This is a genomic window from Rhodococcus sp. P1Y (genome assembly GCF_003641205.1).
Classification (GTDB): domain Bacteria; phylum Actinomycetota; class Actinomycetes; order Mycobacteriales; family Mycobacteriaceae; genus Rhodococcoides.
In genome coordinates this window covers 3920133-3933373 of the sequence record NZ_CP032762.1, presented here as the reverse complement: position 1 = coordinate 3933373, position 13241 = coordinate 3920133, and the positions used below count along the sequence as shown (strand labels likewise).

Below are 13241 nucleotides of genomic sequence, written 5' to 3'. Positions count from 1 at the left end.
TTCGGACTACGCAGTGAGTGGGCGGTCGGGGATCGATCATCGAGCCAGGAGTTGTAGTGGTTGGACTGAATGCAGACGCGGTCCGCGGACCGTTGCGGCGCGCCGTTGCGACTGCACAGAACGGGCTCGAGGTCATCCGATTGGGTGGCCTGGAGACCGAGGTCGATCCGTCGCCGTTCAAGGTCGTCGACAGAGAGCCGATGTATCGGCTACGGCGTTATTTCGCCGACGAAACTTCCGACGTCTCGAAGCCACCCGTGGTCCTCGTACCGCCGATGATGGTCTCCGCCGACGTCTACGACGTGACTACAGAGAATGGCGCAGCAGGAATCCTGCACGGGATGGGCCTCGATCCGTGGGTGATCGATTTCGGGTCTCCCGACACCGAAGAGGGCGGTTGGAGCCGGACACTCGCCGATCATGTGGTCGCGATCAGCGAGGTGGTCGACAAGGTTCACCACTACACGGGACGTGACGTACACCTCGGTGGATACTCCCAGGGCGGCATGTTCTGCTACCAGGCTGCCGCATACCGTGGTGGACGAAATCTGGCCAGCCTCATCACGTTCGGTGCACCCGTCGACACCTTGGCTGCATTGCCTCTGGGAATCCCGGCAGGCGTGGCGACCCGCGGCGCCGAATTCCTGGCAGATCACGTGTTCACCCGACTCGCAGTCTCGGGTTGGATGGCGCGTACGGGTTTTCAGTTGCTCGATCCCGCCAAAACCGTGCGGTCGCGACTCGACTTCCTTCGGCAGCTTCATGACCGCGAGGCTTTGCTGCCTCGGGAGCCGCAGCGTCGCTTCCTGGCGATGGACGGTTGGGTGGCGTGGTCGGGTCCAGCCGTCGCCGAGTTGCTCAAGCAGTTCGTCGTGCACAACCGGATGATGACCGGCGGTTTCGTCATCAAGGACCGATTGTTGACGTTGTCCGATCTGACCGTGCCTGTCCTGGCATTCGTCGGCGAGGTCGATGATATCGGGCAGCCTCTCGCTGTTCGCGGAATCCGCCGAGCAGCGCCTCGCGCGGAAATCTACGAGAGCACGCTGCGCGCGGGGCACTTCGGTCTTGTCGTCGGTAGTACCGCGGCGGCGCAGACCTGGCCGACGACCGGTGAATGGATCCGGTGGCGTGAGGGTCTGGGCGAGAAGCCGGACGCTGCATACGAGATGACGTACGACGAGCACCCCGACACCGAAAGCGGAGTGTCCATCAGCAATCGGCTCATTCACACGGCAGCATCGATCGCCGAAGTCGGTGTCGGTGTCGGTCGGGGGCTGGCTGCGGCCGCGAGTGGGGCGGTGCGCGGTACACGAGAAATCTCCACCGAGGCAGTCAGAACGCTCCCTCGTCTGGCTCGACTGGGGCAAATGCAACCGCATTCGTCTGTCTCTCTCGGACGACTCATCGCCGAGCAGGGTCGAAAGTCGCCGGGTGGCGAGTGCTTCCTGTTCGACGATCGAGTGCACACGTACGCAGCAGTCAACGGTCGAATAGACAATGTGGTCAAAGGGTTGGTCGTGTCGGGCGTGCGTCCGTCGGCGCGAATCGGTGTGCTGATGGAAACGCGGCCAAGCGCCCTGGCTGCCGTTGCGGCACTGTCGCGTATCGGCGCAATCGCAGTGTTGTTGCCTCCTGGCGGCGACCTCGAGAGTGCACTCCGCGCGGTCGATGTCGATACCGTGATCGCCGATCCAGAGAATCTGAAGGCGGCGACGCTGGTCGCCGCGAACGTGCTCGTACTCGGCGGAGGTGACTCTCGACAGTTGGATGCGCCGAGCGGTTCGGACGTGACGGACCTGGAAGCGATCGACCCCGATTCCATTCGGCTTCCCGCATGGTTCGAGCCCAACCCGGGGCGCGCCCGCGAGTTGGCGGTTGTCCTGTTCACAGCTACGGACAGAGGCCTCGAGCCGCGCTACGTGACCAATCACAGGTGGGCTCTCTCTGCATTCGGCACTGCCACCGCAGCGGCTCTCGGCGCCGGAGACACCGTGTATTGCCTTGCACCGCTGCATCACTCGGCCGGTCTGCTGGTCAGTGTCGGAGGTGCGCTCGCGGGCGGATCGCGAATCGCGTTGTCGCGGGGGCTCGACCCGACGCGATTCGCCGAAGAGGTCTCGCGGTACGGCGTCACCGTTATCAGCTACACGTGGGCGATGATGCAGAGCATTCTCGACGACGAGGAGTTGGACCTGGATCGCAGCCATCCGGTGCGCCTGTTCATCGGATCGGGGATGCCGGTGAATCTGTGGAAGCGCACGCTGGAGCGGTTCGCGCCTGCTCGCATCCTGGAGTTCTATGCATCCACGGAAAACGACGTGATTCTCGCCAACGTCGGCGGTTCCAAAGTCGGTTCCAAGGGACGCCCGCTTCCCGGCAGCGCACGGGTTGCGCTGGCAGCGTACGACCCGATCTCCGGGAAACTGGAAGAGGACGAAAACGGGTTCGTACGGGTGTGCAAGGACAACGAGGTAGGTCTGCTGCTCGGCCGTCCGAGCAACGACGGCGAGGTCACCAGTCCGCTCATGCGCGGGGTGTTCGAGCCGGGTGACTCATGGGTGCCGACCGAGAACCTGTTCCGACGTGACTCCGACGGTGATTACTGGCTCGTCGACCGCAAGGACACCGTCGTGAAGACAGTGAGAGGCCCTGTCTTCACGCAGCCGATCATCGACGCGTTCGGCGAGGTGCCCGTAGTTCAAGCCGTCGTCGTGTACGCCGTTGCCACGGAAGGGGACGCACGGGCGCCGCGATGGGTCGAGCGCGCCGATGAGATCGCGGTGTGCGCACTGTCGGTTCGCGGCGAGAACACCCTTCCCGTCAAGACCATCACCGATGCCGTCGGGGTCTTACTGCCCGCCCAACGGCCGGACATCGTTCACATCGTCGACGCAATTCCGCTCGGTCGGGCGTACCGGCCGCGGGCGTCGGAGTTTCAGAAGCTCGGGGTTCCGGCGCCGAGCGCACGTGCTTGGTATTACGACGTGGATTCCAGCTCGTACCGCCGGTTGACCAAAGCTGTTGCGGCAGAACGGTTTGGCGCAGGATCCGGTGGCGCTGGCGGATCGGTGTGACATCGCTGGACCGCGGTCGGTTAAGTTGTGCAGACGGGCTGCGAGCCGATTGTTGCCTGACCCGATGAATTGATGAAAGAAGGAAATCAGTGGCGATAGATCAGACCCTGCTCGGTATCCTGGCCTGCCCGGTCGACAAGGGGCCGCTGTTGCTGATCGAAGACGAGTTGCTCTACAACCCCAGGCTTCGCCGCGCGTATCCGATCGAAAATGGGATCCCTGTATTGCTGGTGGACGATGCACGTGATGTGGACGACGCCGAGCACGAGTCCATTCTCGGCCGGGCACAGTCGAGCTAGTCCAAATCTCCTGTCAGGTATCGCTGGAGCGTCGGTGCCACCGACGCAATGATGCGCTCGGTCGGCATCGATGCGAGAGGTTCCAGTTCGAGGATGTGGCGGGTTACCAGAAGTCCTGCCATCTGAGACGCGACGAGGTTGACGCGTAGGGGCGCCGATCCCTGCGGTTCGTCCACTCGATCGGCAATGTCCTTCAGCACGATCTGCATCAGGAACGTACTGATCAGAGTGGTGTCGCCGCCGGAGATCATTCCCCGGAAAGCGGCGATCACCGATTCCCCGTTCTCGGAGTCCCAGACGGCGAGGACTGCGCCGAGCAGCGTTGCACCAAGTTCTTCGAGGTCGGCCGCGGCAACGCGGTCGAGCACTTTCGACGGGTCTGTGGGCAAAGCGATTGCAGCAACGAATAGTTCACGCTTGGTGCCGAAGTAGTGGTGGACCAGCGCGGAATCCACACCCGCCTGGGTGGCAATGGCTCGAACCGAAGTCTTGTCGAATCCCGCTGCCGCGAACTTTGCCCTCGCAACGGCCAGGATGGTTTCGCGGGTGTCCGGCCGTCCCGGGCGCCTGCCCGTGCGTGGTTGTTCGGTCACAACGATCATTGTGCCGTGCCGGTTCATGGTGTTCGTCGACGCAGGGTGGCCGCCGCGGCGATCAGCGCCACGACGACGAATCCGGCAACGACGCCTACGTCCAGTCCTAGCTGGGCGCCAAAACCGGGCTGCGACGAAATGTATTGCAGTGCGTCGACCGAATAGCTCAACGGCAAAACGTTGCTGATTGCGTGCAGCCAATCCGGCATCAACTCCCGCGGAACGAGCAAGCCGCACAGGAAGAGCTGCGGCACGACCACGACTGGCATGAACTGGACCGCCTGAAACTCGGTGCGTGCGAACGCACTGCACAAGAGTCCAAGCGCGACACCGAGGACGGCGTTGAGCACTGCGACGAGTACCACCCAGCCGATCGACCCCGCAGTGGTGAGTCCAAGGAGGCCGAAGGTGACTCCGCACGCAATCACCGCCTGGCCGACGGCGGCAACGGAAAATGCCGTGGCGTAGCTGGACAGCAGGTCGAATTTCGACATCGGCGTTGTCAGGAGTCGTTCGAGGGTTCCGGAGCTTCGCTCGCGTTGCATTGCGATCGAGGTGATCAAGAACATCACCACGAACGGGAGTATGCCCAGCATCGTGACCGCGATGCGGTCGAACAGCGGAGGTGTTCCAGGCGCCGTGGGGGAGTTTTGATACAGGAAATACAGCAGCACCATTAAAAGCGACGGCACGAGAAGAATCAGTGCGACGGTGCGCCGGTCTGCCCGAAGTTGACGAAGAATCCGACCGGTGCCTGCTGCAAAGATGGTCGCGGTCATGATGCGGTCTCCATTCGGCCGGTCGTGCGGATAAGAGTCAGAAATGCGTGTTCGAGAGTGGTGTCGCCAGTGCGGCTCAGTAACTCGTGCGGAGTCGCCTGGGCGAGAATTGCTCCGTCGCGCATGAGGACGAGCTGATCGCAATGTTCGGCTTCGTCCATGACGTGACTCGAGACCAAGATCGTGGTGCCGGAGTCTGCGAGGTCTACGAATCGTGCCCACAGGTCGGCTCGAAGGACTGGGTCGAGTCCTACCGTCGGCTCGTCGAGCACAAGTAACTCGGGTTCGGCCACGAGTGCGCTGGCCAATGACACTCGGCCAAGCTGTCCGCCGGACAACTGGCCGGAGAGTGTCGTCGAATGGTCCGTGAGCCCGACCGACTCGATGGCCGATCGCACTGCAGCCTTGTCACGCCCGTAGAGCGATGCGAAGTAGGCCACGTTGTCTCGGACGGTCAGGTCCCGATACACGCTCGGTGCCTGGGTCACATATCCGACCTTTCTGCGCAGAACTTTCGAGCCTACCGGTTCTCCCAGCACGGTAACGACACCCGACTCGACGATCTGAGTGCCGACGATCGACCTCATCAATGTGGACTTCCCGCAGCCAGAGGGTCCGAGAAGTCCTGTGATCTTCCCCTGGGGAATTGTCAGGTCGACGGAATCGAGGACCGTTTTTCGCCCTCGGGTCACGACGAGTGAATCGACGACGACAGCTGTGTCAGGGGTGGTCGACATGAAGCCTCCTTAATTCACCAACTGATGAAATCATCGTGTGATGAATTTATTCCTCCGTCGGCGCGGGGTCAAGAGGTTCGACAGCGGCCGGAACGGCACAATCGGTCGGTGTGGATGCCGAATATCTCAGTGGTGACCCGACAGTGTCTGCCAGACGCCTGCTCGGGGCGTCGATGCGCGTGGGAGATGTCGTCGTGCGGATCGTCGAAGTAGAGGCGTACGGGGGACCCGACGGGGGCCCGTGGCCCGATCCTGCGGCGCATTCGTATCGCGGACCGACTCCGCGCAATGCGGTGATGTTCGGACCGCCGGGGAGGCTGTACGTATACCTGAGTTACGGAATGCACCTGTGTATGAACGTCACTTGCGGACCGGACGGCGAGGCCGGGGCGGTACTTCTCCGGGCGGCGGAGGTGATCGAGGGTGAGGGAGCGGTTCGTTCGAGGCGGGGAGCCGGTCGAACTTTGCGAAGTTGGCCAGCGGACCGGGCAACCTCGGCCAGGCGCTGGGTATCGCTTTGGGAGACAATGGAAAAGACATGTTGAACGGGCGGTCTCCGATCGTGTTGAGCGCGGACGCGTCTGTTCCGATCGAAGTCGCTGATGGACCTCGCGTGGGGGTGAGCACAGCCGCCGACAGGAACTGGCGATTCTGGATCCCGGACTCGTCTGCCGTTTCGGCCTATCGCAGGAGTCCTCGCGCCGCTCCACCCGTATGAGTCCGACAAAGTCGGGCTGAGTCCCGGGTGGGCGTTGGCGGAAGTCGGTCGATGCGGGAAGATCGATCCCGTGAGTGAGAACATCATCGACGAACTGACCTGGCGTGGATTGATCGCGCAGTCCACCGACGTGGACGAACTGAAGAAGGCGACGTCCGGGGAGCCCATCACTCTGTACGCGGGGTTCGACCCGACAGGCCCAAGCCTTCACGCCGGCCACCTCGTTCCGCTGTTGGCACTCAAGCGATTTCAGCGTGCCGGCCACCGGCCGATCGTGATGGCAGGCGGGGCAACCGGGCAGATCGGCGATCCGAGAGACGTCGGGGAGCGGGTCATGAACTCGACCGACACCGTTCGCGACTGGGCTGATCGCATCCGCGGACAGCTCGAACGCTTCGTGGAGTTCGACGACAGCTCGACGGGTGCGATCGTCGAGAACAACCTGAACTGGACGGGGGAACTGACCGCGATCGATTTCCTGCGAGACATCGGCAAGCATTTCTCGGTCAACGTCATGCTCGCCCGCGACACTGTGAAGACGCGCCTCGAAGCCGACGGAATGTCGTACACGGAGTTCAGCTACATGCTCCTGCAGGCCAACGACTACGTGCAGCTTCGGCGCAACTACGGGTGCACGTTGCAGATCGGCGGTTCCGATCAGTGGGGCAACATCGTCGCCGGAGTCGAACTCAACAGGCGCAAGGACGCAGAGTCTGTGCATGCGTTGACAGTTCCGCTGGTGACGTCCGCGGACGGCAAGAAATTCGGCAAGTCGACCGGGGGCGGCAGCCTGTGGCTGGATCCCGAGATGACGAGCCCCTACGCCTGGTACCAGTACTTCGTGAACACCGGCGATGCGGACGTCGTCAAATACCTCCGTTGGTTCACGTTCCTCGAACAGGACGAGCTCGCCGAACTCGAGGAAGCAGTCCGAGAACGTCCGCACGCACGTGAGGCGCAGAAGCGTCTCGCCGCCGAGATGACAACGCTCGTGCACGGAGAAGCGAATACCCGCGCTGTCGAGCTCGCAAGTCAGGCGTTGTTCGGCCGCGCCGAACTGGGCGATCTCGACGAGCCCACCTTGGCAGCAGCGCTCGGCGAGACTTCGGTCGCCGACCTGGCGCCGGGGGAGCCGTCGACCATCGTCGATCTCCTCGTTGCGACCGGTTTGTGCGACAGCAAGGGGGCTGCGCGTCGCGCAGTGAAAGAGGGCGGCGCGTCGGTGAACAACCTGAAGATCGCCAATGAGGACTGGACACCGTCATCCGAAAATCTGCTGCATGGCCGATGGCTGGTGGTGCGACGCGGTAAGCGGAACTTCGCCGGCGTCCGAATTCAGACGTAGGCACTGTGGCCGAGGTGGTGCGAGTCACATACGTGTGATTCGGGCTCGATCGGGGTACTGGGCTACTTGTACGGGTCACCACCTCGGCTTTTGTCTTTGGAGGTCTTGTCGACCTGCCGATTTGACGCGCAGTTTCCCGTGCCGTAACTTTTGTCGAGTCAGAGCGAGACGGACACCGACTCCAGCCGAGAGGCCGGAGACAACGAGGTTGTACGTCGGAGCGTGGCATGGTTTGTCCCCCAAGAGTCGGGCCTTGCGTCCGAGACCAAGCTGGGATAGACTGGAACAGTTGCCCCGGGCACCTTGAGAACGTGTTTTTCTTGTGTGTTCGGTGTGTGCGTGTTCTTTGAGAACTCAACAGTGTGTCGATGAATGTCAGTGCCGAATGTTTTTGGCGCTCATGCCTCTTGGTGTGAGCGTGTCGGCTGCGGTCCTTCTTCCCGTCGGATCGTATGTCGAAGAATTTAGTGCTAGTTGAGTTTTTTTGCTAGTGATTTGGCTCTTTTGGTTTATGACTGATTAGGTGGTGCTCTTTTGGGTGCTGCTGATATCTAGAGTCTTTTACGGAGAGTTTGATCCTGGCTCAGGACGAACGCTGGCGGCGTGCTTAACACATGCAAGTCGAGCGGTAAGGCCTTTCGGGGTACACGAGCGGCGAACGGGTGAGTAACACGTGGGTGATCTGCCCTGCACTCTGGGATAAGCCTGGGAAACTGGGTCTAATACCGGATATGACCGCATGATGCATGTTGTGTGGTGGAAAGCTTTTGTGGTGCAGGATGGGCCCGCGGCCTATCAGCTTGTTGGTGGGGTAATGGCCTACCAAGGCGACGACGGGTAGCCGACCTGAGAGGGTGACCGGCCACACTGGGACTGAGACACGGCCCAGACTCCTACGGGAGGCAGCAGTGGGGAATATTGCACAATGGGCGGAAGCCTGATGCAGCGACGCCGCGTGAGGGATGAAGGCCTTCGGGTTGTAAACCTCTTTCAGCAGGGACGAAGCGTGAGTGACGGTACCTGCAGAAGAAGCACCGGCTAACTACGTGCCAGCAGCCGCGGTAATACGTAGGGTGCGAGCGTTGTCCGGAATTACTGGGCGTAAAGAGTTCGTAGGCGGTTTGTCGCGTCGTTTGTGAAAACCCGGGGCTCAACTTCGGGCTTGCAGGCGATACGGGCAGACTTGAGTGTTTCAGGGGAGACTGGAATTCCTGGTGTAGCGGTGAAATGCGCAGATATCAGGAGGAACACCGGTGGCGAAGGCGGGTCTCTGGGAAACAACTGACGCTGAGGAACGAAAGCGTGGGTAGCAAACAGGATTAGATACCCTGGTAGTCCACGCCGTAAACGGTGGGCGCTAGGTGTGGGTTCCTTCCACGGGATCTGTGCCGTAGCTAACGCATTAAGCGCCCCGCCTGGGGAGTACGGCCGCAAGGCTAAAACTCAAAGGAATTGACGGGGGCCCGCACAAGCGGCGGAGCATGTGGATTAATTCGATGCAACGCGAAGAACCTTACCTGGGTTTGACATACACCGGAAAGCCGTAGAGATACGGCCCCCCTTGTGGTCGGTGTACAGGTGGTGCATGGCTGTCGTCAGCTCGTGTCGTGAGATGTTGGGTTAAGTCCCGCAACGAGCGCAACCCTTGTCTTATGTTGCCAGCGCGTTATGGCGGGGACTCGTAAGAGACTGCCGGGGTCAACTCGGAGGAAGGTGGGGACGACGTCAAGTCATCATGCCCCTTATGTCCAGGGCTTCACACATGCTACAATGGCCAGTACAGAGGGCTGCGAGACCGTGAGGTGGAGCGAATCCCTAAAGCTGGTCTCAGTTCGGATCGGGGTCTGCAACTCGACCCCGTGAAGTCGGAGTCGCTAGTAATCGCAGATCAGCAACGCTGCGGTGAATACGTTCCCGGCCTTGTACACACCGCCCGTCACGTCATGAAAGTCGGTAACACCCGAAGCCGGTGGCCTAACCCTTGTGGGAGGGAGCCGTCGAAGGTGGGATCGGCGATTGGGACGAAGTCGTAACAAGGTAGCCGTACCGGAAGGTGCGGCTGGATCACCTCCTTTCTAAGGAGCCTCTTCGCTCGGATGCACTGCTGAACAGTCAGCAGATGATCCAGCGACAGAAACCGTTTAGATTCCATATGTGAATCTGCGGTGCTCACGGGTGGAACACTGACAACCAACCTTTTCATCGTGTGGCCGGCCCTAGCGTCGTCCATCGAATTGGTTATATCGGCATACTGTTGGGTCCTGAGAGAACACGCGAAAGCATGTTTCTTTCAAGGCAAGATAACGATTCTTTTCGAATGTCAGTCATACCGCATCTTCGGGTGGTCGTGGTGCTGATGGGAGTTCGGGGAGGGTGTGTTGTTTGAGAATTGCACAGTGGACGCGAGCATCTTTGTTGTAAGTAATGAAGAGCGTACGGTGGATGCCTTGGCACCAGGAGCCGATGAAGGACGTAGGAGGCTGCGATAAGCCTCGGGGAGCTGTCAACCGAGCTGTGATCCGAGGGTGTCCGAATGGGGAAACCCAGCACGAGTGATGTCGTGTTACCTGCACCTGAATATATAGGGTGTGTGGAGGGAACGTGGGGAAGTGAAACATCTCAGTACCCACAGGAAGAGAAAACAATTGTGATTCCGTGAGTAGTGGCGAGCGAAAGCGGAGGAGGCCAAACTTTGTGCGTGTGATACCCGGCAGGGTTGCGTATGGAGGGTTGTGGGGTTTGCTTTGTCGATTCTGCCGGATCGGCCGACAGTTAGAAATCATGGTGTTAGTCGAAGTGGTCTGGAACGGCCTGTCGTAGAGGGTGAGAGTCCCGTAGACGAAAATACTGTGACTGTTGTAGTGGATACCAAGTAGCAGCGGGCCCGTGAAATCTGCTGTGAATCTGTCGGGACCACCCGATAAGCCTGAATACTCCCTGGTGACCGATAGCGGACTAGTACCGTGAGGGAAAGGTGAAAAGTACCCCGGGAGGGGAGTGAAATAGTACCTGAAACCGTGCGCTTACAATCCGTCAAAGCCTTCGAGTGACTTGTCACTGGGGGTGATGGCGTGCCTTTTGAAGAATGAGCCTGCGAGTTAGTGGCATGTCGCGAGGTTAACCCGTGTGGGGTAGCCGTAGCGAAAGCGAGTCCGAATAGGGCGTATCACCGTTTGGTGTGTAGTGGCGTGTTCTAGACCCGAAGCGGAGTGATCTACCCATGGCCAGGTTGAAGCGACGGTAAGACGTCGTGGAGGACCGAACCCACTTAGGTTGAAAACTGAGGGGATGAGTTGTGGGTAGGGGTGAAAGGCCAATCAAACTCCGTGATAGCTGGTTCTCCCCGAAATGCATTTAGGTGCAGCGTCACGTGTTTCTCATCGGAGGTAGAGCTACTGGATGGTCTAGGGGGCTTACCGGCTTACCGAAATCAGCCAAACTCCGAATGCCGATGAGTGAGAGCGTGGCAGTGAGACTGCGGGCGATAAGGTTCGTAGTCGAGAGGGAAACAGCCCAGATCGCCAGCTAAGGTCCCTAAGCGTGTACTAAGTGGAAAAGGATGTGGGGTCGCGAAGACAACCAGGAGGTTGGCTTAGAAGCAGCCACCCTTGAAAGAGTGCGTAATAGCTCACTGGTCAAGTGATCCTGCGCCGACAATGTAGCGGGCTCAAGCACACCACCGAAGCTGCGGCACTCACACAATAGCCCGCCTTCTCTTGCGAGGGATTGGCCAGGTGTGTGGGTGGGTAGGGGAGCGTCGTGCAGCCGTGGAAGCATCGGAGTGATCCAGGTGTGGAGGCTGTGCGAGTGAGAATGCAGGCATGAGTAGCGAAAGACGAGTGAGAAACTCGTCCGCCGAATGACCAAGGGTTCCTGGGCCAGGTTAATCCGCCCAGGGTGAGTCGGGACCTAAGACGAGGCCGACAGGCGTAGCCGATGGACAACGGGTTGATATTCCCGTACCCGTGTGAACGCGCCCATGGTGAATCAGTGATACTAACCACCCTGAATCTGCGTGACCGATCTCTTTCGAGAGTGAGGCGTGTGGTGGATGCGTGGGACCTGATCTGGTAGTAGCCAAGCGATGGGGTGACGCAGGAAGGTAGCTGGGCCAGTCAGTGGTTGTACTGGTGTAAGCCTGTAGGGCGAACGGTAGGCAAATCCGCCGTTCACATAAGCCTGAGAGGTGATGCGTAGCCGATTGAGGCGAATTCAGTGATCCTATGCTGCCGAGAAAAGCCTCTAGCGAGCTTTCACACGGCCCGTACCCCAAACCGACACAGGTGGTCAGGTAGAGAATACTAAGGCGATCGAGATAACTATGGTTAAGGAACTCGGCAAAATGCCCCCGTAACTTCGGGAGAAGGGGGACCTCGTCCGGTGATCACTCTTGCAGTGTGAGCTGGGTGGGGTCGCAGAGACCAGTGAGAAGCGACTGTTTACTAAAAACACAGGTCCGTGCGAAGTCGTAAGACGATGTATACGGACTGACGCCTGCCCGGTGCTGGAAGGTTAAGAGGACCGGTTAACTGCCCTTGTGGTGGTGAAGCTGAGAATTTAAGCCCCAGTAAACGGCGGTGGTAACTATAACCATCCTAAGGTAGCGAAATTCCTTGTCGGGTAAGTTCCGACCTGCACGAATGGCGTAACGACTTCTCAGCTGTCTCAACCATAGACTCGGCGAAATTGCATTACGAGTAAAGATGCTCGTTACGCGCGGCAGGACGAAAGACCCAGGACCTTCACTATAGCTTGGTATTGGTGTTCGGTTCGGTTTGTGTAGGATAGGTGGGAGACTGTGAAGCGGTGACGCCAGTTACTGTGGAGTCGTTGTTGAAATACCACTCTGATCGTATTGGATACCTCAACCTCGGACCATGATCTGGTTCAGGGACAGTGCCTGGTGGGTAGTTTAACTGGGGCGGTTGCCTCCTAAAATGTAACGGAGGCGCCCAAAGGTTCCCTCAGCCTGGTTGGCAATCAGGTGTCGAGTGCAAGTGCACAAGGGAGCTTGACTGTGAGACTGACAAGTCGAGCAGGGACGAAAGTCGGGACTAGTGATCCGGCACCGGCATGTGGAAGCGGTGTCGCTCAACGGATAAAAGGTACCCCGGGGATAACAGGCTGATCTTCCCCAAGAGTCCATATCGACGGGATGGTTTGGCACCTCGATGTCGGCTCGTCGCATCCTGGGGCTGGAGTAGGTCCCAAGGGTTGGGCTGTTCGCCCATTAAAGCGGCACGCGAGCTGGGTTTAGAACGTCGTGAGACAGTTCGGTCTCTATCCGCCGCGCGCGTAAGAAACTTGAGGAAGGCTGTCCCTAGTACGAGAGGACCGGGACGGACGAACCTCTGGTGTGCCAGTTGTTCCACCAGGAGCACCGCTGGTTAGCTACGTTCGGAAGGGATAACCGCTGAAAGCATCTAAGCGGGAAGCCTGTTCCAAGATGAGGTTTCTCACCCCCTCGAGGGTAAGGCCCCCGGCAGACCACCGGGTTGATAGGCCAGAACTGGAAGTCGGGTAACCGATGCAGGTGACTGGTACTAATAGGCCGAGGACTTACCACAAAGAAGCTACGCGTCCACTGTGCAATATCTGAAACAACACACGAAGTGTATTTTCGGTACACAACTAGATAGAACCAAGAACGAACACACAATTGTGTGTCTCCGACTTCGGTTCGCTCGTGACAC

The 13241-nt window shown here is 59.6% G+C and carries 6 protein-coding genes, 2 rRNA genes and 1 pseudogene; 6 read left to right on the top strand and 3 right to left on the bottom strand.

All coding sequences use genetic code 11. The annotated features are described in order from the left end of the window. Positions 1-56: 56 nt before the first annotated feature. Entirely contained in the window at positions 57-3077 is a 3021-nt protein-coding gene (locus tag D8W71_RS18085) for an AMP-binding protein (RefSeq protein WP_121115316.1), read from the top strand. Positions 3078-3166: 89 nt separating this feature from the next. Further along, on the top strand, positions 3167-3376 hold the full coding sequence (locus D8W71_RS18080) for a Trm112 family protein (RefSeq protein WP_121115314.1): 210 nt from the start codon (positions 3167-3169) through the stop codon (positions 3374-3376). Here D8W71_RS18080 and D8W71_RS18075 read toward each other — a convergent pair. The 3 genes from D8W71_RS18075 to D8W71_RS18065 are packed head-to-tail and all read right to left on the bottom strand — an operon-like array spanning position 3373 to position 5485. Beyond that, complete coding sequence (locus D8W71_RS18075; RefSeq protein WP_121119495.1) at positions 3373-3978, bottom strand: TetR/AcrR family transcriptional regulator; 606 nt, start codon at positions 3976-3978, stop codon at positions 3373-3375. The genes D8W71_RS18080 and D8W71_RS18075 overlap by 4 nt on opposite strands. 14 nt (positions 3979-3992) lie before the next feature. Continuing rightward, a complete protein-coding gene (locus tag D8W71_RS18070) occupies positions 3993-4748 on the bottom strand; it encodes an ABC transporter permease (RefSeq protein ID WP_121115312.1) in 756 nt (251 codons plus the stop codon). Beyond that, positions 4745-5485: an ABC transporter ATP-binding protein gene (locus D8W71_RS18065; RefSeq protein WP_121115310.1), complete on the bottom strand. Its 741-nt coding sequence runs from the start codon at positions 5483-5485 to the stop codon at positions 4745-4747. The genes D8W71_RS18070 and D8W71_RS18065 overlap by 4 nt, the downstream gene beginning before the upstream one ends. Before the next feature lie 110 nt (positions 5486-5595). Here D8W71_RS18065 and D8W71_RS18060 point away from each other — a divergent pair. The 4 genes and pseudogenes from D8W71_RS18060 to D8W71_RS18045 all read left to right on the top strand — a co-directional run bounded on the left by D8W71_RS18060 (position 5596) and on the right by D8W71_RS18045 (position 13115). Beyond that, positions 5596-6203, top strand: a pseudogene (locus D8W71_RS18060) (DNA-3-methyladenine glycosylase). A 70-nt stretch (positions 6204-6273) separates the two neighbouring features. Beyond that, positions 6274-7548 carry a tyrosine--tRNA ligase gene (gene tyrS / locus D8W71_RS18055; protein ID WP_121119493.1) on the top strand — a complete coding sequence of 425 codons (1275 nt, stop codon included), beginning with the start codon at positions 6274-6276 and terminating at the stop codon, positions 7546-7548. A gap of 560 nt (positions 7549-8108) precedes the next feature. Next, positions 8109-9623, top strand: a 16S ribosomal RNA gene (locus D8W71_RS18050). A 340-nt stretch (positions 9624-9963) separates the two neighbouring features. Next, positions 9964-13115: ribosomal RNA gene (locus tag D8W71_RS18045) — 23S ribosomal RNA — on the top strand. Together the 16S and 23S rRNA genes form the textbook arrangement of a ribosomal RNA operon. Positions 13116-13241: the final 126 nt, after the last annotated feature.